The organism is Sporosarcina sp. FSL K6-6792, assembly GCF_038004885.1.
Taxonomy (GTDB): domain Bacteria; phylum Bacillota; class Bacilli; order Bacillales_A; family Planococcaceae; genus Sporosarcina; species Sporosarcina psychrophila.
This window is the reverse complement of the sequence record NZ_JBBOSA010000001.1, coordinates 4,339,874-4,364,544: the sequence shown is the minus strand read 5'-3', so window position 1 is coordinate 4,364,544 and position 24,671 is coordinate 4,339,874. Positions and strand designations below refer to the sequence as shown.

Here is a 24,671-nt window from a genome sequence, read left to right as displayed (position 1 = left end):
TCTATTAAGTACAAAGATAGCTGGACTTATTAAACTTCGTCTTCGTAGACGATTGAATCGTCCGATTTCTTTTTAGAAAGTACACCGGCTGCCACTTCTTCAAGTGCTTTACCGACATTCTTGTTAGAGACATAAGAAGTAAGAAGCTTATTGCCCTCTTCTTGCATTTGACGCGCACGTTTTGAAGCGAGTGTTACAAGTGTGTATTTCGAGTCGATTTTTTCTTTTAGAGAATCGATTGATGGAGTTAACATTGATTATTCCCCTTTCAGCATACCTAGATAGATTTTTTCTACACGTTCTCTGCGGCAATGTTCGGCAGTGACAATGGCATTGATGCGATCGCAAGCATTTGTCACTTCGTCGTTTTCTACGACGTAATCGTACAAGTTCATCATTTCAAGTTCTTCACGCGCTTTCAAAATACGTGTTGCAATGACATCCGCTTCTTCAGTACCTCTTCCTACAAGTCTGTCTTCGAGTTCAGATAAACTTGGCGGTGCAAGGAAAATGAATAATCCGTCTGGAACTTTGGCACGCACTTGTGCCGCTCCGACAACCTCGATTTCGAGGAATACGTCTCTCCCAGCGTCAAGCGTTGCATTAACATAATCAAGCGGAGTACCGTAATAATTGCCTACGTATTCAGCATATTCAAGAAGTCTATCTTCTTCAACCAACTGTTCGAATTCAGCCCGCGATTTGAAAAAATAATCGGAGCCATCCACTTCACCTTCTCGTGGACTTCTCGTCGTCATTGAAATCGAGTATTCATAATTCGTATCAGGTTGTGTAAAAAGCTCTTTTCGAACCGTCCCTTTGCCCACACCCGAAGGTCCAGATAGAACAATTAGAAGCCCACGTTGTTTGTACATGCAATCCCTCTTCTTATCTAATCTAATTTTACAGTGGAGCTTCAGCACAATCATGCCGGCTCCGATCGTTATTGATCGAAACAATCTGTTCATATTATACCATATATGCTTGTTGTAGTGCTAAAATAGGGAAAAACGATTTGAAAGAGGAATCCTAATGGCATTTGATGGTTTATTCACAACGGCTATGGTGCAGGAGCTACAAGTCTTGAAAAATGGACGTATCTCCAAAATCCATCAGCCGAACGCACAAGAAGTCGTATTTCTAATCCGTGCAGACGGTAAAAATCAAAAACTTCTTATTTCAATTCACTCAGCGTATTCACGTATTCAGTTGACAGAAGAAGCGATTACAAACCCTTCTGAACCGCCTATGTTTTGCATGGTTCTTCGTAAACACTTAGAAGGTGGGTCGATTACTTCCATCGGCCAATTCGGGACGGATAGGATTATCACGATTGACGTGAAGGCGAAAAATGAAATTGGTGATGATATTAACAGACGATTGTATGTCGAAATCATGGGCAGGCACAGTAACTTGCTGCTTGTAGATCCCGACCGCGACATTATCGTAGATAGTATGAAACACTTGCCGCCATCGGTAAATAGTTACCGCACAATATTACCGGGTCAACCTTTCATACCAGCTCCTCCGCAGGATAAAACAAATCCATTTGCGGTAACTGAAGAACAATTTAACGGGTTGCTACCAGAGTTAGAAAGTGCCCGTGAAGTCGTCCAACGATTTTCAGGCTTTTCACCAGTTAATGCGGAGGAATTATTATACCGCTTAAAAAATGCTCCAGAAGCGAATAAATTCATCGTTTTCACATCGCTCCTTGGGTCATTCAAAGGAATAGCTAGCACACCAAACATTTCGGAAATTGGTACAAAAACCGTATTTTCAGCGACAGCGCTAACACATTCCGATAAGACGATTGCGGAATACGAGACGCTTGGTGATTTGCTGGATAAAGTGTATTTCGCTCGTGCTGAAAGAGAACGTGTGAAGTCACAAGCCGCGGACTTAGAGCGTTGGCTCGACAATGAAGTTGCTAAACTGAATTTGAAGGTGAAGAAACTCGTAAAAGAAAGAGAAGCCGCTGGAAAGCTAGATACATTCCAACTTTATGGAGAATTGCTTACTGCCAATAGTTATGCCATTGAAAAAGGTGCAACAGAAGCAACTGTCGCCAACTATTACGAGGAAGGGACAACTGTAACCATACCGCTTGATCCTAGAAAATCACCGATTGATAATGCGCAGCGGTTTTATTCAAGGTATTCCAAAGCGAAAACAGCACTTATTATGATTGCTGAACAGCTTGAAAAAACGGCAGAAGATATCGCCTACTTTGAAATGATTAAACAGCAAGTGTTACAAGCATCCCCTATAGACATCGCAGAAATACGTGAAGAGTTGGCGGAACTTGGTTTTCTGAAGGCCCGCAAGTCGAAAAAGAAACTGAAACCGAAAAAACCAGTACCTGAAACATATGTATCATCTACTGGTGTGAAAATTTCAGTGGGCAAGAACAATAAGCAAAATGACTATTTAACATTTAAAATTGCATCCCGGGAACAAACTTGGCTCCATACGAAGGATATCCCTGGATCACACGTTGTCATACACGAGGCGGATCCAGACGAAGAAACAATTCGTGAAGCGGCTATCCTTTCTGCTTATTTCAGCAAAGCACGCGGCTCATCAGCAGTACCTGTTGACTACACCGAAGTCAGGCATGTGAAAAAGCCGAACGGATCTAAGCCCGGTTTTGTTATTTATTTTGAACAAAGGACTATATTAGTTACACCAGATGAGGATATTGTTATGAAACTACGAAAATAACTTCTAACGGCGTCTTTTGCTTAAAATCCAGCTGACGTCTGTTGATTAACCATTTATTCACATAGAATACAGGTGAGTAGGGCTTGGGAAAACCCTTTTTCACTGGATCATTTTCGGTTCGATTTCGGCGAACTAATAACGACACTTTTTTCGATAAGCCTGTCGCGTCCCTACATTGTTCAAGTGAAAAATGCGGTTAAGTTTGAAAGAAATGAATAGATGACTTTCTATAGAGATTGTAAGTGCCCGAAGATGCAATTTCGGGCACTCTCGCACATTGTACAATGCGCTCCTTGCTTACCTTTAGCAAAGAGTATGCATGTAATCATGTGATACCTTATAGAAAGTGGCACTTCCTTACTAGTAAAAAGAGAAACCCTAAAGAAAGTTTCAGCCGCCAAAATTGTATCTTTGGCGGCTTTTATCCAGGTAGATGACCCTCTACTATAAAATGCTATTCCACATGGATATCATAATTGTGGAATAGCATTTTTTTGTTTTAAGAAAGTTATCTCTACTTTTTATTGTACTCAAATTAAGGACATATACGTTTTTCAAACTGAAACAGCTTCTAGTCTCCAGTGCTTTTCTAGTATTCTTTTTTAAAATTGTACCTACATATACTAAACAGATACACCATACCAAATTATTTTAGCAACTATCTCTAAGCCACTCTCCGCATTGAACGGGACAATACAATCATGAAAGTTTTTATTTGTTGATTCTGGACTTAATACAATCACTTTTTGCTGTTCAATTCTTCTATAGCGCCTGACGGCATATTCATTCCCAAAACAGTAAACGGCTATATCACCATTTTCCAATTTATCTCGTCCAATTTGTAAAGCAACGATGGGAGACCCATCAGGAAATAACAAATTCATACTTTCTCCATTTACTTTAAATGCTATTAGATCTTCTTCTTTCGAGTGCTTCCCTAAGAAACTGACAGGTAGTTTAATAAATTCAATTTCATCACATTCGATACCATCAGTCAGCGAGAAAACACCTGCCGAAATGCTTGGTAAACATGGAATATTTACCGTCTCCGCTATAGGAAATGCGTTTTCTTTAAAGAAGTATTCCATTGGGACATCAAAGTAATGCGCCAATTGTTGTAAAGCCCCGGCCCTTGGAAATTTATTTCCCTTTTCCCATTCTGAGATCGTTGCTTGGCTCATCCCAATCGCTTCGGCAAGTTCCACCATCGTTATTTTATTTCTTTCCCTCAATCGCTTCAAACGTCTGGAAAATAAACCTTGTACCAGATTGGTCATGAATAGAACCTCCATTTACTTCTCATACTGATTGTACATCATTTCGGAAGTATTCTTATTTAATACAACAAAAAAGCATGTGGTAACTATCCCCATGCAACTTCTCTTGTTATATCACTTTTAGTAATATATAATTATGTGAATAAGGGGTGAATTATGTGACATCTGAAAATGGAGTGCCATTTTATCTCATCCAAACACTTCATTCTTTACGATTGAAATATGGGATGAATTCTACTGAACTCGCCGAAAAAATTGGAGTCAGCCTAACTACATACGAAGAGTGGGAAAAAGATTCTTCTGCCATCTCTTTTAATCATATGTTGAAGCTAGAAGAAGTATTTCAAATGCCCTCGAAGTATATTTATTTCGGAAAAGATATAACTTTAAGTAATCCTGAAAGAACGAATAGAAAGTAAAGTAAATTATATTACCAACTGTAACATATTCCATTGTCCTGTGTTCAAAGATAACTGTAAAAGAAGTTACTTTATAATTAGTTTTCTGTGAATACAAAATAGTTACACATTTCAGAGAGGTGTTGTTCTGATAAAATGACCAATTTAGATTCTACACTTGACATTGAGTTAGTCATTTCAAAAATTTCGTCAGACCAATCAAAGTCGTTTCAAACTGCTTTAAAGGATTTCCAGACGTTATTAAAAGAAGATAAATTAGAAGATTCTATTCTGAAAAATGTCTCCTCTATTTATTATGTATTAGAAAAATTACATAAAGAAAAGAAAATTCATAGACGAGAATTCAACCGACGTACTGAATCCTTAATTAATATTGTTCTACTTGCGAAAGATGTAAACGCAAATAATATACGTATAAGTAAGTCTTGAATTGCCAGGACTTGCTATCAATATAGAACAATGCTTTTAATTAATCTAGATGAAGTCTTAAGTAATAGATCTATGTAAAAGATGCTATTCCACGATGGTGACATTCATCGCGGAATAGCATCTTTTATAGTATAGACGACTATTGATTAACCATTTTCTTACACGAAGCACCTGTAAGAAAAACATACCCGTCTACATTTGAACTTGTACATTTTTAGATAACTTTGGTTAGTCGACACATATTTTTTCTGGGATAATTCCCCATAAGAACTCCCATCAATTTACTCTGGTACTTTTTTACTTTTATCGATTCGATTGTAATCAGACAGTTGAATCACTCGAACATCGCGGGTATTCAACTCGTGGTAAATCCCTCTGCTATCCCGGAACGAAATGTAGCGATCTCGCTCGCTTTGGATTAGCTCTTCTGCTCTTTCTTGGGACTCCATATAAATAAACCTTCTGATATAATGCCCTTCATCAAAAAAGTAAGTTATTTTGAATTCTTTCATGCCATAAACCTCCTGAAATGCGTAAGCGCTCTAGTCCTCTAAATGCCACATCAATCTACCGTTAAGATTCTCCTTTCATTCTAAAAACTCAGCCTATCCATTTCCTTTCGCACCTATTCTTCAACCGTAGAAAGGCAATCTTCAAAAAAGTGTACACAAAACTATGTTACACTTAATTTGGGTAATAAATGGCTGATGATAAACAATCCAGATCATTAGGGAAGGTCAGCACTTACGTTTATCTGCGGTCTATACATATTTCTATTTTTCGGGGAGGGTTATCACTTACTATAAATAGACCTATTACAAAGCAGTATAAACTGCCTGATATGAGAGGAGTTATAGATTTATCGGACATGAAATGCGGGCTTATATGACAGTAATTAAATTAAATGAAGCAAACATCATCTGACTCTAGTAAAATTCCCCACATACTAGCGAATTCTTTATCCTATGCTTTTGTAAAGAATTGCTTTCTCTGTCATTCTTCTTTAATGAGGGTGTAACGCCCCCCACTTCTGGCTATTCATACATACACCCATTGCGCTTATTTATGCCCAATTCATTTTTAATCCGGATAACCGGAAAAATTGAGGAGGAACTATGAACATGACACTTTTAAAAAAGATGACCGGATTTGGAACAGCTGCACTTTTGGCGTTCGGACTTGCAGCATGCAACAGTGATGATGCAAAAAACGACGATGAGCAAACATCAGGAACAAAAACAACGGCCGGTGACTCTGTTGACCACACAATTACAGGGATTGATCCCGGTTCAGGACATATGGAATTAACGGCGAGAGCACTTAAAGAATATGATCTGACAGATTGGAATCTCACTTCGGGCTCTGGTGCCGCGATGACAGCTGCTTTGAAAAGAGCTTATGATAAAGAAGAACCAATTATCATAACAGCTTGGAGTCCGCACTGGATGTTTCTAAAATTCGACTTAAAATATTTAGAGGATCCTAAACTAGTATATGGTGATTCTGAAGAAATTCATTCAATTACTCGATTGGGAATGAAAGATGACTTCCCTGAAGCTTACACGATTTTCCAACGCTTCAATTGGGACATAGAGGATATGAGCGAAATTATGGTCGCGATTGAAGACGGGGTAAAGCCTGAAGAAGCAGCCCAAACATGGATTGACGACAATCAAGACAAAGTAGCAGAGTGGACAGATGGCGTGGCTAACGTGGATGGAGATACCCTTAAGCTCGTCTATGCGCCCTGGGATAGTGAAATCGCAAGTCATAATATGATGAAACTTGTTCTTGAAGATAAGGGTTATAAAGTCGAATTATCGATGGTAGAACCAGGTCCAATGTTCTCAGCTATCGCTGATGGAAGTGCAGATGCAACATTCGCTGCTTGGTTACCTATCACCCATAAAACCTATCTAGATAAATTTGATGGTAAATTCGAAGATGTTGGTATTAATATGGTGAACGTCAAACAGGGACTAGCTGTACCAACCTATATGGAAGATATCAATTCCATTGATGATTTAAAGAAATAATTCCAGAAAAACAGCCCATTGCTTTTAGCGATGGGCTGTTTTCATAAAATGTTTTGACAACTGATTTTTGCTGTGGTTTGATTGTAGAATAGATGGGCAATTAAACTTGTTTTCACTCCTTGTAGAAAGTAGGTATATACCTAAAATGACAATGATTAGTGCTGAATTAAAAAACTTATCAATTGGTTTACCGAAAAAAATGAAATATGGTACTGATAAAGAAATGGATACTGGCATCTGCAAAGAAACGATTGAGGAGGTCTTTTTAACAAAAGATGGATTTCGAGGAGATGGTGTAGCAGACCTTCGACATCATGGGGGGCTTGATCGCGCAGTTTGTTTCTATCCGCATGAGCATTATTCGCTCTGGGAACAGGAGTTTAACAAGCCCCTACCACGTTCAGCTTTCGGAGAGAATATAACAGTCACTAATATGTTGGAACAAAACGTTCATATTGGTGACATTTTCCGTCTAGGAGATGCTGTTATTCAAATAACGCAAGGCAGAATTCCATGTAGCACGATTACAAAGAGAACCGATATGCCTCCCCTTCTCAAAAGAATGGTGGAAACCGGTTTCACGGGTTATTTATGTCGTGTTTTAGAAGAAGGCTCTGTACGAAAAGATTCGACAATTACATTAGTAGAATCTCATCCAAAACAAGTATCCATTCTTTTTGCTAACCAGATTTATTTTCATCATCCAAAGGATATTGAAGGCATCAAAAAAGTGTTGGACGTTCAAGAATTGGCTCACGATTGGCGTGAACGGTTGACCAAGAGATTAGAGACATTAACTAATCGAGTCTAAAAATTTTCGCATGTTCTTATTTAGGTTACTAGAAAAAAAGCTATTCCATGGATTTCACCGTGGAATAGCTTTTTGTTTATTTCAACAAACCAGCCTTCAATTTCCCGTGCCACTCAAGTAAACTAGCCATCGACTCTTCATTGATGGCCCCTTTTTCTTGTGCGACTTCAGCAAGTGCACCGAAATCAGTCAGGCTTTTGTAAGTCAGTCCTGCAGATGCGAATGTTTCATCTGCACTTTGAAGTTCATATGTAAAAATAGAAACAATACCAGTCACGTCAATTCCTTCAGAACGCAGTGCTTCTGCCGCATTTAAGCTACTACCACCCGTTGAGATTAAATCTTCGATAATAACCGCTTTATCAGTATCAAGTATTTTCCCCTCGATTTGACGGCTTCGGCCATGTTCTTTCGCTTTCGAACGGATATACACCATCGGTAATCCAAGTATGTCCGCAACCCAAGCCGCGTGAGGGATTCCAGCTGTAGCCGTACCAGCTATGACAGTTGTTTCAGGATAATTTTCACGAATCAATCCTGCTAGGCCTTCCGCAATCTTTTTCCGTCCAACCGGATCTGACATCGTCAATCGGTTATCGCAGTAGATAGGGGACTCAATGCCTGATGCCCATGTAAACGGTTCTTCAGGACTTAATTCAACTGCACCAACATGTAACAGGATTTCAGCAACTTCTTTTTTCACCATTGTTATTCCGTCCCCTTCCAAAGTGCAAGTATGTGTTCGTATGCTGCTCGCGGATCCGTTGCCCCTGTAATTGCTCGTCCGACTACGATATGTGTCGATCCTGCAAGACGCGCTTCTTCAGGTGTTGCAATCCGTTTCTGATCATGTGCTCCGCCATCTGCAAGGCGTATACCAGGTGTCACTTTGAAAAAGGGTTTTCCGCAAACATCTGCAATCGTAGTCGCTTCATGGACAGAACAAACAACACCATCAAGACCTGCTTCTTTCGTCAGCTTAGCATAATGAAGGACAGATTCTTGTAGCCCAACACCGATCAACTGCTCTTCACGAACTTGACGCTCGTCTGTAGACGTCAGTTGCGTAACGCCGATGAGTGACGGCCGTGATGATCCGGATGATGTCCCTTTATCCAATCCTTCAAGAGCCGCCTCCATCATTGTCTTACCGCCAGCTGCATGAACATTTACAAGGTCAACACCGAATCCCGCAAGCACTTCCATCGCTAATTTCACTGTGTTTGGAATATCATGCAATTTCAAATCTAGGAATACATCATAACCTTGTTCTTTTAACCGAGCCACAATCGCAGGCCCTGCTTTATAATAAAGTTGCATGCCCACTTTGACATTGACGTCTCCATCAAAAGCACGCAGGAAGTCGAATGTCTTTTCAGCTGAATCAAAATCGAGTGCTATAATCGGGGATGTTTTCATAGACGGTGACTCCTCCCTATCAGTTCAGAAATATGATGAATGCCAAGCTCGTCCAACTTAGCTGGCAATTGTTCAATGATTTGCGGACAAATAAATGGATTGACGAAGTTCGCTGTTCCTACCGCGACAGCGCTTGCACCTGCAGACATAAAGTCGATAATGTCAGCCGTTTCTGTCACCCCACCCATTCCAATAATCGGAATATTGACCGCTTTACTTACTTCATAGACCATCCGAATCGCAACTGGTTTAACAGCCGGACCAGACAAACCGCCTGTGCCGTTCGCAATAACGGGTCGCCCTGTTTTCTGATCAAGACGCATACCAATCAGTGTGTTAATCATCGTAATGCCATCTGCTCCGCCTGCTTCAACCGCCTGCGCAATTTCCACGATGTCAGTGACATTTGGAGATAGTTTGACATACACCGGAACTGAAGACACTTCTTTTACCGCTCTCGTCAGCTCTTTGGCGATTTCAGGATCTGTTCCAAAAGTAATGCCTCCCGCTTTGACGTTCGGACAAGAGATATTCAGCTCAAGCGCTTTAACATTTGGTGCTTGAGATACGGCTTTAGCCACTTCCACGTAGTCAGCTGTTTCAGTACCCGCAACGTTTGCAATAATTGGCACATCAAACTGTTCAAGCCAAGGCAACTCGCCTTCCAATACGCCTTTTAGACCCGGATTTTGCAGGCCAATTGCATTTAGCATACCGGATGCTGTTTCTGCAACACGCGGTGTCGGATTGCCGAGCCTCGTTTCAAGTGTTGTGGCTTTGATCATAATGGCGCCAAGCAGTGACAAATCATATAGTTGACCATATTCTTTACCGAATCCGAAACAACCGGACGCAGGCATAATTGGGTTTTTTAATGATAAACCTGGTAATTCAATCGATAGCCTATTCATATTGCCACCACCCCTGCCGGGAATACTGGACCATCTGAGCATACTTTAATATATGCTTTTTCCGATCCTTCCGTTGTTTGACAAACACATGCGAAACAAGCGCCAATACCGCAGCCCATCCGTTGTTCGAATGACAGAAAGCCTTTTTTCCCTGTATACATTTTTTCAATCGCTTCAAGCATCGGTATTGGACCGCAGCTGTAATACGTTGCAAAGTCATTGCCAAGTTCCGCCATGACAGTAGTCACGAAACCTGCCGTTCCCCGCGAGCCGTCAACAGTTACGATATGTGTCTCGCCGAGTTTACTAAATTCTTCTTCGTAAAACACGACATCCTTTGATTGGAATCCTAAGACATGCGTGCATTTCACGCCCTTCGCCGTCAATTTCTTCGACAGCTCATACAACGGTGGTACACCGATTCCTCCGCCAATTAAAATGGCCGTTTCTCCCTGCGACGTTTCTTCAACAGGAAAACCATTCCCTAGCGGACCAAGTACATCAACTTCATCGCCAGTACGTTTCTGTGAAAGGATGGTAGTTCCCCGACCTTCCGCACGATAAATAATGGTCATTTCGCCGATTTCTTGATCAATGGAAGCGATTGAAATTGGACGTCTTAATAGTGGTTCAAACGAGTCTGACACACGAATATGGACAAACTGACCTGGGGAAGTAATTTCCCCGACCAATTTACCGTTTAACTTCATTTCGAAAATATTATGAGCAATCTGCTGTTGTGAAGTAACCGTCATTCGATCTTGGATGATCATATAGTTTCCTCCACTTTCCCCATTTCCTCAGTTTGGAATGTCATTGATTCGATAACGCGTAGCATTGCATCTGCCGTATCAAGTGAAGTGAAGCAAGGAATGCCATTTTCAACTGATTCGCGGCGGATTCTAAAGCCGTCACGTTCAGGTTGTTTTCCTTTTGTCAGTGTATTGATAACAATTTGTGCTTCCCCTTTTTGAATAACATCCAGAAGCGTTGGCCCTTCAGAACCAATTTTACCGATTGTCTTCACGCGGATACCTGCGTCCTCTAGAACAGAAGCTGTGCCTCCAGTCGCTAAAATATGGTAACCAATAGCTGTAAAGCGTTTAGCGATGCTGACCATCTCTTCTTTATCTTTGTCAGAAACAGTCATTATCACGGAGCCGTATTCTTTTATTTCCATACCCGCTGCAACAAGGCCTTTATACAAGGCTTTTTCGAGCGTAGTATCTTTCCCCATTACTTCTCCTGTCGATTTCATTTCAGGTCCAAGCGTAATATCTACTCGACGCAATTTCGCAAATGAGAAGACTGGTACTTTAACGTAGACGCCTGATGGAGCCTGAGCAAGTCCATTTTTATACCCTTGTTCGATAATCGATTGACCTAGAATGGCTTTTGTCGCAATGTTTGCCATCGGAATGTTCGTGATTTTACTTAAGAATGGAACCGTACGACTTGATCGTGGATTTACTTCGATGACGTAGACTTGCCCTTCTGAGATGACGAACTGGATATTGAGAAGACCTACAATTCCAAGTCCTTTTGCAAGGCGTGTCGTATAATCAGCGATTGTCTCCATCTGAGAAGCCGATAAATTTTGTGGAGGGAACACGGCAATCGAGTCACCCGAGTGAACGCCTGCACGTTCAATATGTTCCATAATGCCTGGGATCAATACATTTTCTCCATCGCATATGCCATCGACTTCGATTTCAGTTCCTGTCAGGTAGCGATCGACAAGTATAGGATGATCTGGGCTTGCTTCAACTGCGTGCTCCATGTAATAAAGAAGTTCTTCTTCATGGTAGACAATTTCCATCGCACGTCCACCAAGTACATAAGAAGGTCTAACGAGTACAGGATAACCGATTTCATTGGCAATCGCGACAGCTTCTGGTACTGAAACAGCTGTTTTTCCTAAAGGCTGAGGAATTCCGATTTCACGCAATGCACTTTCAAACTTATTACGGTTTTCCGCACGGTCAATATCTTCTAGAGATGTTCCTAAAATTTTCACGCCGCGTGCTTCAAGGCCAGCCGCTAGGTTGATAGCTGTTTGTCCACCGAATTGAACGATAACGCCTTCAGGCTGTTCTAGGTCAACAATGTGCATCACATCTTCGATTGTCAGCGGTTCAAAGTATAATTTGTCCGAAATCGAGAAGTCTGTTGACACCGTTTCAGGGTTGTTGTTGATGATGATCGCTTCGTAACCAGCTTCTTGAATTGCCCATACAGAGTGAACTGTCGCATAGTCGAACTCGACACCTTGTCCGATACGAATCGGGCCAGAGCCTAGAACGATAACACTTTTCTTCTCTGTTTTAATGGATTCATTTTCATCTTCATACGTGCCGTAAAAGTACGGTGTATCCGATTCAAATTCGCCTGCACATGTATCCACCTTTTTATAGACTGGAATAAGGCCATGCTCTTTTCGCCAATCGTAAATCGCACGCTCATCTGTACTCCATAGTTCTGCAACTGTTACGTCAGAGAAGCCCATACGTTTTGCAGTGCGTAACGTTTCATAGTCAAACGGATTCGCTTTTAAGACTAGTTCAAACTGAACGATTTTCTGGAACTTGCGTAAGAAAAAGGCATCGATTTGACTCCATTCGTGAATCGTCTCAACTGTCGCTCCTCTACGGAATGCTTCGCCGATGAAGAACAAACGCTCATCGCCTGCACGACGGATACGTTTTTCAATCCATTCGTCTGTCATTGTCGAACCATTTTTCAACGATAAGCCAAATTGTCCTGTTTCAAGCGAGCGAACTGCTTTCAAAATGGACTCTTCAAATGTACGACCGATTGCCATTACTTCGCCTGTTGCTTTCATTTGTGTACCTAAGTTCCGTTTAGCAGATTCGAATTTATCAAATGGCCAGCGCGGGATTTTCGTCACGATGTAATCGAGTGTCGGTTCGAAACAAGCATATGTTGTACCTGTGACCGGGTTCATCATTTCATCGAGCGTGAGTCCGACCGCTATTTTTGCAGCGATTTTTGCAATTGGATATCCCGTCGCTTTCGACGCAAGTGCAGATGACCGGCTCACACGTGGATTCACTTCAATGATGTAATAGTTAAAGCTGTATGGATCGAGCGCAAGTTGGACATTACATCCGCCTTCGATTTTCAGTGCACGAACAATTTTCAATGACACATTGCGCAGCATCTGATTTTCTCGGTCTGTCATCGTTTGACATGGGGCCGCGACGATTGAATCACCCGTATGGATTCCAACAGCATCAACGTTTTCCATATTACAAACTATAATTGCGTTGTCCGCTGAATCTCGTATCACTTCATACTCAATTTCCTTGTAGCCAGCAATCGACTTTTCTAACAGACATTGCGTGACGGGGCTGTATTTCAAGCCACCTGTGACGATTTCATCAAGGTCTTTATCGTTATAGCAAATTCCTCCGCCAGTTCCACCCATTGTAAATGCAGGACGAACGATAACTGGGTAACCGATTCTTTTGACAAGTGTATAGGCCTCTTCAAGGTTGTGGATAATATCGCTATCTGGAACAGGTTCACCTAGTTCATTCATCAGTGTGCGGAATAGGTCACGGTCTTCCGCTTGGTGAATCGCATTGAGCTTTGTCCCAAGAATTTCAATGCCAAGTTCATCCAAAATACCTGATTCGTGCAGTTCTATCGCCATGTTCAGACCCGTTTGGCCACCCAATGTAGGCAGAAGTGCATCCGGGCGCTCTTTTCGGATAATGCGGCTAATAAACTCGAGTGTAAGTGGTTCAATGTATACTTTGTCTGCAATTTCCGTATCCGTCATAATGGTTGCTGGGTTGGAGTTAATCAGAATGACACGATAGCCTTCTTCTCTCAACGAAAGACATGCTTGTGTTCCGGCATAGTCGAACTCTGCCGCCTGGCCAATGACAATCGGGCCTGACCCGATAACTAATATAGTTTCAATATCTGTACGTTTAGGCATTGAAATTCCCCTCTCGGCTGCTTGTTTTCATTATATCCATGAATCGGTCAAACAGATGTTTCGAATCTTCTGGTCCTGGTGATGCTTCCGGATGAAACTGTACCGAAAATGCTTCGTATTTTGTGCTTTTCACACCTTCAACTGAGCCGTCATTAAGTGCTTTGTGTGTCACTTCAAGATCCGTATCTGCAAGTGATTCTTCATCTACTGCGTAGCCATGGCATTGTGAAGTTAATTCCGTCCTACCTGTAGTCAAATCTTTTACGGGATGATTGCCACCCATATGACTGTTTTTCAATTTCACTGTACGTGCTCCACAAGCAAGGGCAAACAGCTGATGGCCAAGACCTATACCAAACATTGGAGCTTTTCCTAGCAACTCTTTAATCACTTCAACTGTACCTTCAACATCCATCGGATTGCCCGGTCCATTTGACAACACAATGCCATCTGGTGATAAAGAAAGAATTTCTTTCGTTGTTGTATTATATGGAACGACGATAACGTCACAATCTCTCTCATTTAATTCACGTAAAATACCATGTTTCATACCATAGTCGATAAGGATGATTCGCTCTCCGCGACCTGGACTTGGATAAGGTTTTTGTGTCGAAACGCGTGCAACAAGATCTGTCGGTAAGACGTAAGAAGCGACATGCGCAACCGTTTCTTGCACGTTTACTTCTTCTCCTGCAGCAGTCAAAATCCCTTTTAGTGCCCCTTTGTCGCGTAGCAACCGTGTTAATTTACGTGTATCGATTCCTTGAATTCCAGGAATGCCCTTCATCGTCAACAGTTCGCAAAGCGTCATGCCGCTTCGGAAGTTCGATGGCTCGTCCGCTAGTTCACGAACGACTAAGCCGCTTGCTGCTGGTTCAATTGATTCGTAATCGTCTCGGTTAATGCCATAGTTACCGATAAGCGGGTAGGTCATCACAATGATTTGTCCAGCTCCCGAAGGATTGGAAATGGTTTCCTGATAGCCCGTCATCCCAGTTGTGAATACTGTTTCACCGATTGAAGCCTCGTCGGAACCAAAAGCGATTCCTTCAAAAATTGTGCCGTCTTCTAAAATAAGCATTCTTTTTTTCATCATTGTCCATCCTCCCAAACTACTTTTCCACCGAAAATCGTTTTAACTGGCCAGCCTGTGCATGTCAAACCGTCAAATGGTGTATTCTTACCTTTAGATACAAAAGTTGTGCGATCTATTTTTGCTTCTTTGTTCAAATCAAGTAATACTAAATCTGCAGTGGCTCCAACTTCAATTTTACCGTATGGTAAGCCGAATACATCCGCTGGTTTTTTCGTCATCCAATCGATGAGCTGCTGCAATGTCCATGTTCCTTTTTTAACAAAGTTCGTATAAAGGAGCGGGAATGCTGTTTCAAAACCAGTAATGCCGAATGGTGCTTTTGCAAAACCGACTGCTTTCTCTTCTGCAGTATGCGGTGCGTGATCTGTTGCTATGAAATCCAGTGTGCCGTCGAGCAATCCTTCGCGTAGTGCTGCGAGATCTTCTGTTCCGCGAAGTGGCGGATTCATTTTCCAATCGGCATCATCGCCTGGAATATCATCTTCCGACAGTAGAAGATGATGCGGACTTACTTCAGCAGTCACATGGACCCCCGCTTTCTTCGCGTCACGGATTACTCGAACCGACTCTTTCGTGCTGACGTGGCAAACATGATAATGAGCGCCTGCCGCTTCAGCTAATAAAATATCCCGAGCGATATGGACCGATTCTGCTATAGAAGGAATTCCTGGAAGTCCCAGTTCCTTATTACGTTTGCCTTCATGCATAGCACCACCGTAGATAAGCGTATTATCTTCACAGTGTGCAACAATCGGCATACCGATTTTAGCTGCGTCCTGCATCGCTTCGTACATCATTCCAGCCTGTTGTATACCAACACCATCATCCGTAAATGCGAAAGCTCCGTGTTCTTTTAGTTCTGCGAGATTCGTCCGTTCTTTACCGGCTTCCCGAATTGTAATAGATGCGTATGGAAGGACACGGATTAAGGACTTCTGTGCGATTAAGTCATTGACAAATGTCAGATTTTCTTTTGTATCCGGTACAGGTCGTGTATTTGGCATTGCACAGATAGTTGTGTAACCGCCTTTTGCTGCTGCCAATGTTCCGCTTTCGATTGTCTCTTTATGCTCTCCGCCCGGTTCACGAAGATGCACGTGGACATCTATGAAGCCCGGTGCTAGTAAAAGTCCTTTGCCGTCGATTACTTCAGCGTGTTCTACTGGTAAATGCTTACCGATTTCCGTAATTTTATCACCCGTTACTTTTACATCTGCTGTGACAAGTTCCCCATCACCGTTTAGCATCTGAACCCCTTGAATAAGTTTCTGCATGTCAATTCCTCCCTTTCAATACTGTTTCTAATACGGCCATCCGTATGTATACACCATTTTCCATTTGTTTAAAAATCCGTGATTTCGGACATTCGATTAAGGTATCTGCTATTTCCACACCTCGGTTAAATGGTCCGGGATGCATGATGATTGCATTTTCTTTCATTAGCTGCTCGCGGGCTTCTGTCAGGCCGTATCTTTCATGATAACTTTCACCAGCAAAAGTTATTTCTGCCTCGTGTCTTTCATGTTGAACCCGTAGCAGCATAACCACATCACTGTTTTTAATCACTTCATCCCACGAGTCCACACTGTTGAATTCGCCTGCCCATTCAGCCGGGCAAAGGAATGTCACGTTTGCGCCAAGCTTCGTCAGAGCATCGGCATTGGACCGTGCAACACGGCTATGTGTGATATCCCCTGTAATCAGTACGTTCAATCCTTGAAATGAACCAAACTCTTCTTTAATTGTGAATAAATCCAGCAGTGATTGCGTCGGATGCTGACCTGAACCGTCTCCTCCATTAATGATAGAAACTGACGTTCTACCAATCAACTGCTCATAGTAACCATCTTCGGGATGACGGATAACAAGTGCATCGACACCGATTGCTTCCAGCGTTTTGACTGTGTCATAAAGCGTTTCTCCTTTTAATGTGCTGGAGAAGCTTGATTCGAATGGCAACACATCCAGTCCTAGTTTCCGTTGTGCCATTTCAAAACTCATTTTTGTTCGTGTGCTCGGTTCAAAAAATAAGTTACTAACACTATATTTCCCGGGCAATTCTCGGACTCCATGTTTTTTGAATGTATCAGCACGATCAAGGATTGCCATGATTCCTTCTTCAGTCAGGTGTTTCATCGAAACAAGATGCTGCATCTGGTTTGTCCTCCTTTTATTGAAATGCTTAAGGGCCTGGGTGCTGAAGCCTAGACATATTGAAAAACGAGCCTTCCCGATAAACGGAAAGGCTCGTTAGGTATGACAATCCAAACCCTACACTTATTGTGCAGAATGGGTGTCAAACGAACCTTTCCCTGACTCTCGGAACAGTGTTAAAAGGTTTTCTATTCTTTTTCGTCAACTAGACTTTCATTTGTTCTCCCCGGCAGGACCAAGTTGAGTATCACACCGATAATTGCCGCTAGGGCCATTCCTTCAATTTGGAAAGTATCACTAAATTCGATGCTCGCCCCCCCGATTCCAATGACTAGAATGACTGAGGCGATGACAAGATTACGCTGGCTGCCAAAATCAATTTTGTGATCCACGAGCATGCGCAAGCCAGATGAAGCAATAATTCCGAACAAGAGAATTGAAACCCCGCCGAGCACTGCCGTCGGAATCGTCGCAATCAATGCCATCACTTTTCCTAAGAAGGAGAAGGCTATGGCGAAAACAGCAGCTCCTAAAATGACATAGACACTGTAAACTCGAGTAAGCGCAAGAACACCGATATTTTCACCGTATGTCGTTTTAGGTGGACCTCCTACAAGACCACTTATGAGTGTTCCAAGTCCATCACCTAGTAATGAGCGGTTCAATCCTGGATTTTTTATGTAATCTCTTCCAACGATTCGTCCAAGGACAAGTTGATGGCCGATATGCTCCGATATTGTGACAATTGCTATTGGCACCATAAGAAAGAGCAGTGTAGGTGTAATGACGAAATCATAATCCACACCTGGAATTAACATTTCCGGAAATTCAAACCACTTTGCTTCCATAACTTTTGTAAAATCTAAGATCCCGATGAAAGCCGAGTAAATGTAACCGACGATGATGCCGATTAGGATTGGCATTAAGCTAATGATTCCCTTGAAAAACATGAGGCAGATGATAGCAGCTGCTAGTGTAACAAGTGCAGCCGAGAAATGAAGCAGGTTATATACCTTTTCATCTCCAACTTGGATGGTACTTGCCATGCTGATTGCAGTTGGTGAAAGTGCCAGTCCAATTACGATGATGACAGGCGCTACAACAATCGGTGGCAAAACTTTCATGATCCAATTGTAGCCCGTTTTCCAAATGAGCAATGAAATAATTCCGTAGACAAGTGCCACAAACATGCTTCCTATCATCGCACTGCCAATTCCACCCGTTTGAGTTGCGACTTGTATCGGGATAATGAAGGCGAAAGATGAGCCTAAGTACGCCGGCACTTGGAATCGTGTAACAAGGATAAAGACGATTGTTGCAATACCACTTGTCAGAAGGGCGATTGCCGGACTTAATCCGACGAGCTGAGGTACTAATATTGTTGCTCCAAACATGGCAAACATATGTTGTAAACTAAGGATAATCCACCTAGCTGGTGCCGGTTTTTCATGCACATCTAACACTTTTTCATCCATTGCCAATACCCCCGTGCGGATTACTTTATTTTGTATTCATATTATGTTGAGATAAAGAATCCCCTTATAAGGCACCTTCGCTACTATTTAGAATGAATCGACACGCTATCTTTGCCATCTGTTTCTTCTACACTCACAACGACTCGCTCATCACTTGAAGTTGGGATGTTTTTACCGACGAAGTCTGGTCGTATTGGCAATTCACGGTGACCACGGTCAACAAGTACTGCTAGTTGGATTGATGCTGGTCTTCCAAGGTCCATAACTGCATCCATCGCTGCCCGAACTGTTCTACCTGTATAGAGAACGTCGTCTACCAAAATTACTTTCATATCTGTCACGTCATGCTTGATGTCTACCTGCTGAACAAGCGGTTCATTGTTACTATGTTTCAACGTGAGGTCATCCCTATACAGTGTGATATCAAGTTCACCGGCTTTAATCGGTTTTCCTTCGATAAGTTCAATCTTTTCAGCAAGTCTTTTCGCTAAGAAAGCACCGCGTGTTTTGATGCCGACAAGAATACAACCGTCAATTCCTTTGTTGCGTTCAATTATTTCGTGTGCAATTCGAGTAACCGCCCTGCCAATTGCCTGTTCATCTAGAATATTTGCTTTTTCCGTCATTTCAACATCCTCCATTTCCCTTGTCTACTTCTTTCTTTCTCTCAAATGCCTTCCGGGAGCCGATCGGGTTGGATATTCTCCTATATGAAAAGCGTAAGGCGCCGTCAAGTGAACACAGCCTAAGTTCGCCACATCGTGTGGCAACGTCTGCGTGACCTACATCCTGTTGGCCCGCGACAGGCATAAGGCGGATCGGCGAAGCGGCGTTCTTTGCCGTGTAGCTGATCTGACTTATGACCCGAGAGTCTGGCGCCTGTAGCTAGACATAAAAAACCCTCCCGGCCTAGGATGGCGGGAGGGTATACGTGCAGAAATAAATGTACATAGAAACTGCGCGCAGCAGTTTGACTGTACTTCCGTGCAACCTTCCCAGCCTCTCTGGACTGATGTTAAAGGTATCGCTATTCAATTGCTTCGTTCAGTATACAATTTACTCTTCTGTTTTGTCAACGCTTTTCCTAACTTCATCAACCAAGTCTTTAAAGTCTTCAGGTAGAGGACTGTTGAATTCCAAGTACTCACCTGTTACGGGATGATCAAAACCGAGCGTACCTGCATGCAATACTTGTCCATTAAATTGAAGTGTTTTTTTCGGTCCATATTTCGGATCTCCAACAAGTGGATAACCAATATATTTCATATGCACCCGAATTTGATGCGTTCTGCCTGTTTCTAATCTGCATTCGACAAGCGTATAATCCCCGAACCGTTCGATTACTTTGAAGTGCGTTACCGCATGCCTTCCTTTATCAACGATCGCCATATTTTGTCGTTCCCGTTGATCACGGCCGATTGGCGCGTCAATTGTTCCATTATCATGTGGTATATGGCCATGGACAAGTGCAGTATAAACACGCGTTACTGACCTGTTCACAAGTTGGTCTACTAACGATACATGTGCCTTATCATTTTTGGCGACCATCAAAAGCCCTGACGTATCTTTGTCAATACGATGGACAATCCCTGGGCGCACCACTCCGTTAATACCTGAAAGGTCCGTGCAGTGGTGCATAAGACCATTTACGACCGTTCCTGATGGATGACCTGGCGCAGGATGAACAACCATGCCACGCGCTTTATTGACAACGAGTACGTCCTTATCTTCATAGACGATATCGAGATTTAATTCCTCAGCAACCATGTCAAGCACTTCCAGTTCAGGTTCTTCCACCGTCACTATATCTCCCAGTCTTACTTTATAATTAGGTTTCACTTGAATTCCGCTTACTAGAACAAGGCTGTCTTTCAGCCATGATTGAATTTGCGTACGGGACCATTCAGGATTGACTGCAGACAAAGCTTTGTCTATTCGGCTTCCTTTGTGTTCTTCAGTTATTTCAATTTCTATTTTTTCCATTACGACACCTTTTTCTTGTTCTTTTTTTCATCCATAATAATATGAATGATGATCATAATCACACCGACCGTTAACGCTGCATCTGCAACATTAAAGATTGGAAAATCGTAGTTGATAACCGGGATTGTGACATCGACAAAATCGACAACTTCCTTGCGCCACAGACGATCGATAAAATTACCAATCGCACCACCAAGAAGAAACATTAAACTGAATCCAAAGAGCGGTTGCCCTTTCGCTTCTTTATGGAAGAAATAAATAATACCAATTGCAACGGCAACTGTGACAATATAAAATAACCACATTTGTCCTTCAAGCATACCCCAAGCGGCTCCCTTGTTGCGATGAGAAAGAAGCCCTAAATAAGGATCTGCAATGCTAATTTTTTCGCCGAGCTCCATGTTTTTAACGACTAGCCATTTCGTAAACTGATCCAAAATAATGACGAATGCCGCTAATCCGTAATAAATGAACAATCCAAATACCCCCGTCCGACAGATTACGTTCCATTTTACCACATCGACACCTATATGAGCGCGTTTCAACGCTAAATGAGTAATATAAGAAAAGCGCAAGGCGCCGTTTAGCCCCGACAAGCGCTGGAAGTCTTGATGATAAAGGCGTACTATGCCTTTTCAGCAAGAATGAAGCTAAAGGAAGGCAGTCTAAAGTCGCGACTTCCTGTCGCAAAGACTGCATGACCCCCTTCGTGGGGGCCCAGGGGCTGGCGTCTGTAGTCTAGACACAGATCCATGTAAAAAAACTTATGCTTTCTTACCTTTTAAAAAGCCGCTGCAACCAGTCTTATAAAAAGACAGCAGCAGCGGCTTACAGTTTGATAATTTTACGAATAATGCACTTTTACAACTTCTGCACAACGTGTACATAGTGTAGGGTGTGTTTCGTCTGAGCCGATTGTTTCAGAAATCGTCCAGCAACGCTCACATTTTTCGCCATCTGCATTTTCAACAAGAACACTTACAGCATCCAGTTTCAAAGTACCTTCCGGCATGTTAGCGATATCTCCTTCAGCAAACTTCGATACGATAAAGAATTGTGCGAAGTCAATATCATCCGCTGCGAATACATCTGCCAGTTTTTCAGGGACAGCAACCGTTACTTTCGCTTCAAGCGATTTCCCGATAATTTTACTATTACGCGCTTCTTCCAGTGCCTTCAGAACATCGTCACGAACAAGCATCAATGTTGCGAAACGCTCACGCAATGCCTGTGCTTCTTGTCCAAGATCTTGTGCTTCTGGCATATCTGTCAGCTGAATACTTTCTTCGGTCTTGTGCTCGATAAATGCCCACATTTCATCTGTCGTATGCGGCACAATAGGTGTTAACAATTTCAACAGCGCAATCAGCGTTTCATACATCACTGTTTGCATCGCACGACGATGTGGATGATCTGCACCTTCGATGTAAACAACGTCTTTGGCGATATCTAGGTAGAACGAGCTCAATTCACCTGTACAGAAGTTATTCACCGCATGATAAACACCAGCGAATTCGTAGTTTTCATAAGCTTCACGCACTTCTTTGATCAAATCCTGTAGTCTCACATAGACAAATTTGTCTACTGTACGAAGATTTTCAAATGCCACAGCATCAGTAGCCGGATTGAAATCTGATGTATTGCCGTGTAGGAAACGCAATGTGTTACGAATTTTTCTATATACTTCAGAAACTTGCTTGAAGTTAGAATCAGAAACCCGTACATCCGCTGTATAATCAACAGATGATACCCACAGGCGAAGAATGTCTGCACCAAGCTGGTTCATTACTTTTGCGGGAATGATTACGTTCCCGATTGATTTACTCATTTTACGTCCTTCTCCGTCAAGAGTGAAACCATGGCTTAGCAAGCCTTTATATGGTGCATGGCCATTGATGGCAACACTTGTCGTGAGTGATGAGTTAAACCATCCACGGTATTGGTCAGATCCTTCAAGATACAGGTCCGCCGGGTAAACGAGATCATCCCGTTCTACTAGCACACCTTGGTGTGTTGAGCCTGAATCGAACCAAACGTCCATGATGTCCGTCTCTTTTGTAAACTCTCCGTTCGGACTGCCTTCGTGTGTGAAACCTTCTGGCAGTAAATCTTTTGCTTCTCTTTCGAACCAGATGTTCGAACCGTTTTCACGGAACAATTCCGAAACGTTGGCAATTGTTTCATCTGTAATAATTGGTTCACCGTTTTCAGCGTAAAACACTGGAATTGGAACACCCCATACACGCTGACGTGAAATACACCAGTCACCACGGTCTCGAACCATGTTATACAATCTTGTTTCGCCCCATGAAGGTGTGAATTTCGTATTTTTGATAGCATCAAGTAATTCGGTACGGAACGATTCAATTGAAGCGAACCATTGTGCAGTCGCGCGGTAAATAACCGGTTTTTTCGTGCGCCAATCGTGTGGATACGAGTGGGTGATGAATGATAATTTCTTAAGCGCGCCCACTTTGTCGAGTGCCTCTGTAACTGCTTTATTTGCATCTTCATAAAACAGACCTTCGAAGCCTGGCGCTTCATCAGTCATAACACCGCGATCATCGATAGGAGAAAGGGCATCAATACCATATGATTTAGACACGTAGAAGTCGTCTTCCCCGTGGCCTGGAGCTGTATGGACACATCCAGTACCCGCTTCGGCTGTAACATGATCACCGAGCATAACAAGCGAATCGCGGTCATATAATGGGTGCTTCGCAACAACACGGTCGAGTTCAGAACCTTTCAGTTCACGCTCAACAACATGGTCTTCCCAGCCAAGTTCTTCTGCGACAAACGTAAGTAAATCTTTAGCGATAAGGAATTTCTCTTCTCCCGCTTTAACAATAACGTATTCAAATTCCGGATGGACAGAAATCCCAAGGTTTGCAGGAATCGTCCATGGAGTTGTCGTCCAGATTAAGAAGTTAACATCTTCATCAATTACGCCAAGTCCATCTTTCACAGGGAAACTAACATAGATAGATGGTGATTTCTTATCCTGGTACTCGATTTCCGCCTCAGCAAGTGCAGATTCACTTGATGGTGACCAATAAACTGGTTTCAATCCTTTATAGATATATCCTTTTTTAGCCATTTCACCAAACACTTGAATTTGACGCGCCTCAAAAGCTGGTTTTAGCGTGATATATGGATTATCCCAATCGCCACGAACACCAATCCGTTTGAACTGGCTACGCTGATTGTCAATCTGACCAAGCGCATATTCCTCACACATTTTACGGAATTCTGCTACTGACAGTTCTTTTCTTTTTACGCCTTTGTTCACTAATGCCTGTTCAATCGGCAGTCCATGTGTATCCCAGCCTGGAACGTATGGCGCGTGGAAACCTGTCATTGATTTGTGGCGGACAATCATATCTTTCAATACTTTGTTCATGGCGTGACCCATATGAAGATCACCATTCGCATATGGAGGACCATCGTGTAATACGAAGAACGGGCGACCCGCAGTTCGTTCCTGTACTTTTTTATAAATGTCCATCTCTGCCCATTTTTCTTGCAGTAATGGCTCTTTGTTAGGTAAGTTACCTCTCATCGGGAATTCTGTTTTCGGCATAAGTAATGTATCTTTGTATTCCATGTTTTTTCCTCCTTTAAAATAGAAAAGCGCAAAAGGATCGCAGCCTTCGCCACGTCCTGTGGCAAAGACCCCATACCTACATCCTGTAGACACAAGGCACAGGCAAAAATAAAAAAATCCCCACCCCTAAAAAGGGACGAAGAATTATTCTCGCGTTACCACCCTACTTGTAGCAAACGAATTTGCTACCACTCAGACACCATAACGGGGTGTTTCCGGGATCACGTAAATCATTCCGCAATCCGGCTCGAGAGTGATTTTCATTTCCAATCCGTTGACCGGGCTTCCACCGCCCCCGGCTCGCTATTCTCAGATTTGGAAGGTACTTTCTCTTTCAACGCCTGTTCTAAATATATGCCTATA

Annotated in this window: 22 protein-coding genes and 1 other annotated feature; of the genes, 5 read left to right on the top strand and 17 right to left on the bottom strand. The window is 42.5% G+C overall.

Annotated elements, in window-relative coordinates; genetic code table 11:
* Positions 1-29: 29 nt before the first annotated feature.
* Positions 30-254, bottom strand: a complete 225-nt coding sequence (gene rpoZ, locus MKZ26_RS20910; RefSeq protein WP_067211360.1) for a DNA-directed RNA polymerase subunit omega — start codon at positions 252-254, stop codon at positions 30-32.
* A 3-nt stretch (positions 255-257) separates the two neighbouring features.
* On the bottom strand, positions 258-875 hold the full coding sequence (gene gmk, locus MKZ26_RS20905) for a guanylate kinase (RefSeq protein ID WP_067211363.1): 618 nt from the start codon (positions 873-875) through the stop codon (positions 258-260).
* A 157-nt stretch (positions 876-1,032) separates the two neighbouring features.
* On the opposite strand from gmk, the gene MKZ26_RS20900 reads away from it, so the two are divergent.
* Positions 1,033-2,724 carry an Rqc2 family fibronectin-binding protein gene (locus MKZ26_RS20900; RefSeq protein ID WP_340767424.1) on the top strand — a complete coding sequence of 564 codons (1,692 nt, stop codon included), beginning with the start codon at positions 1,033-1,035 and terminating at the stop codon, positions 2,722-2,724.
* A gap of 623 nt (positions 2,725-3,347) precedes the next feature.
* Here MKZ26_RS20900 and MKZ26_RS20895 read toward each other — a convergent pair.
* The gene (locus MKZ26_RS20895) at positions 3,348-4,001 is read right to left on the bottom strand and encodes an XRE family transcriptional regulator (protein ID WP_340767423.1); all 654 of its coding nucleotides are present in this window, start codon (positions 3,999-4,001) and stop codon (positions 3,348-3,350) included.
* Positions 4,002-4,159: 158 nt separating this feature from the next.
* Here MKZ26_RS20895 and MKZ26_RS20890 point away from each other — a divergent pair, with 158 nt between their 5' ends.
* The gene (locus MKZ26_RS20890; protein WP_340767422.1) at positions 4,160-4,420 is read left to right on the top strand and encodes a helix-turn-helix transcriptional regulator; all 261 of its coding nucleotides are present in this window, start codon (positions 4,160-4,162) and stop codon (positions 4,418-4,420) included.
* Positions 4,421-4,555: 135 nt separating this feature from the next.
* The gene (locus tag MKZ26_RS20885) at positions 4,556-4,849 is read left to right on the top strand and encodes a hypothetical protein (protein ID WP_340767421.1); all 294 of its coding nucleotides are present in this window, start codon (positions 4,556-4,558) and stop codon (positions 4,847-4,849) included.
* 281 nt (positions 4,850-5,130) lie between these two features.
* Here MKZ26_RS20885 and MKZ26_RS20880 read toward each other — a convergent pair whose 3' ends face one another.
* A complete protein-coding gene (locus MKZ26_RS20880) occupies positions 5,131-5,361 on the bottom strand; it encodes a hypothetical protein (RefSeq protein ID WP_340767420.1) in 231 nt (76 codons plus the stop codon).
* A gap of 609 nt (positions 5,362-5,970) precedes the next feature.
* On the opposite strand from MKZ26_RS20880, the gene MKZ26_RS20875 reads away from it, so the two are divergent.
* Positions 5,971-6,885, top strand: a complete 915-nt coding sequence (locus MKZ26_RS20875) for a glycine betaine ABC transporter substrate-binding protein (RefSeq protein ID WP_340767419.1) — start codon at positions 5,971-5,973, stop codon at positions 6,883-6,885.
* 145 nt (positions 6,886-7,030) lie between these two features.
* Entirely contained in the window at positions 7,031-7,696 is a 666-nt protein-coding gene (locus MKZ26_RS20870; RefSeq protein WP_445683442.1) for an MOSC domain-containing protein, read from the top strand.
* Between the two features lie 76 nt (positions 7,697-7,772).
* Here the strand turns inward: MKZ26_RS20870 and pyrE are convergent, their stop codons facing one another.
* The 13 genes from pyrE to ileS all read right to left on the bottom strand — a co-directional run bounded on the left by pyrE (position 7,773) and on the right by ileS (position 24,308).
* Complete coding sequence (gene pyrE / locus MKZ26_RS20865; RefSeq protein ID WP_187045436.1) at positions 7,773-8,402, bottom strand: orotate phosphoribosyltransferase; 630 nt, start codon at positions 8,400-8,402, stop codon at positions 7,773-7,775.
* Between the two features lie 2 nt (positions 8,403-8,404).
* Positions 8,405-9,115: an orotidine-5'-phosphate decarboxylase gene (gene pyrF / locus MKZ26_RS20860; RefSeq protein ID WP_340767418.1), complete on the bottom strand. Its 711-nt coding sequence runs from the start codon at positions 9,113-9,115 to the stop codon at positions 8,405-8,407.
* Positions 9,112-10,026 carry a dihydroorotate dehydrogenase gene (locus MKZ26_RS20855; protein WP_340767416.1) on the bottom strand — a complete coding sequence of 305 codons (915 nt, stop codon included), beginning with the start codon at positions 10,024-10,026 and terminating at the stop codon, positions 9,112-9,114. The genes pyrF and MKZ26_RS20855 overlap by 4 nt, the downstream gene beginning before the upstream one ends.
* Entirely contained in the window at positions 10,023-10,799 is a 777-nt protein-coding gene (locus tag MKZ26_RS20850; protein ID WP_340767415.1) for a dihydroorotate dehydrogenase electron transfer subunit, read from the bottom strand. Before MKZ26_RS20850 ends, MKZ26_RS20855 begins: the two co-directional genes overlap by 4 nt.
* A complete protein-coding gene (gene carB, locus MKZ26_RS20845; protein ID WP_340767414.1) occupies positions 10,796-13,993 on the bottom strand; it encodes a carbamoyl-phosphate synthase large subunit in 3,198 nt (1,065 codons plus the stop codon). The genes MKZ26_RS20850 and carB overlap by 4 nt, the downstream gene beginning before the upstream one ends.
* A complete protein-coding gene (locus MKZ26_RS20840) occupies positions 13,986-15,086 on the bottom strand; it encodes a carbamoyl phosphate synthase small subunit (protein WP_340767704.1) in 1,101 nt (366 codons plus the stop codon). The genes carB and MKZ26_RS20840 overlap by 8 nt, the downstream gene beginning before the upstream one ends.
* On the bottom strand, positions 15,086-16,363 hold the full coding sequence (locus tag MKZ26_RS20835; RefSeq protein ID WP_340767413.1) for a dihydroorotase: 1,278 nt from the start codon (positions 16,361-16,363) through the stop codon (positions 15,086-15,088). The genes MKZ26_RS20840 and MKZ26_RS20835 overlap by 1 nt, the downstream gene beginning before the upstream one ends.
* Before the next feature lies 1 nt (position 16,364).
* Positions 16,365-17,243, bottom strand: coding sequence for an aspartate carbamoyltransferase catalytic subunit (locus tag MKZ26_RS20830; protein ID WP_340767412.1), 879 nt, complete (start codon positions 17,241-17,243; stop codon positions 16,365-16,367).
* A gap of 188 nt (positions 17,244-17,431) precedes the next feature.
* Positions 17,432-18,718: a uracil-xanthine permease family protein gene (locus MKZ26_RS20825; RefSeq protein ID WP_067211428.1), complete on the bottom strand. Its 1,287-nt coding sequence runs from the start codon at positions 18,716-18,718 to the stop codon at positions 17,432-17,434.
* A gap of 83 nt (positions 18,719-18,801) precedes the next feature.
* Positions 18,802-19,344 carry a bifunctional pyr operon transcriptional regulator/uracil phosphoribosyltransferase PyrR gene (gene pyrR, locus MKZ26_RS20820; protein WP_340767411.1) on the bottom strand — a complete coding sequence of 181 codons (543 nt, stop codon included), beginning with the start codon at positions 19,342-19,344 and terminating at the stop codon, positions 18,802-18,804.
* A 430-nt stretch (positions 19,345-19,774) separates the two neighbouring features.
* Positions 19,775-20,701: an RluA family pseudouridine synthase gene (locus MKZ26_RS20815; RefSeq protein ID WP_067211434.1), complete on the bottom strand. Its 927-nt coding sequence runs from the start codon at positions 20,699-20,701 to the stop codon at positions 19,775-19,777.
* A complete protein-coding gene (gene lspA, locus MKZ26_RS20810) occupies positions 20,701-21,177 on the bottom strand; it encodes a signal peptidase II (protein ID WP_067211436.1) in 477 nt (158 codons plus the stop codon). Before lspA ends, MKZ26_RS20815 begins: the two co-directional genes overlap by 1 nt.
* Before the next feature lie 368 nt (positions 21,178-21,545).
* A complete protein-coding gene (gene ileS, locus MKZ26_RS20805) occupies positions 21,546-24,308 on the bottom strand; it encodes an isoleucine--tRNA ligase (protein ID WP_340767410.1) in 2,763 nt (920 codons plus the stop codon).
* 129 nt (positions 24,309-24,437) lie between these two features.
* Positions 24,438-24,655, bottom strand: a binding site (T-box leader).
* Between the last annotated feature and the right edge of the window lie 16 nt (positions 24,656-24,671).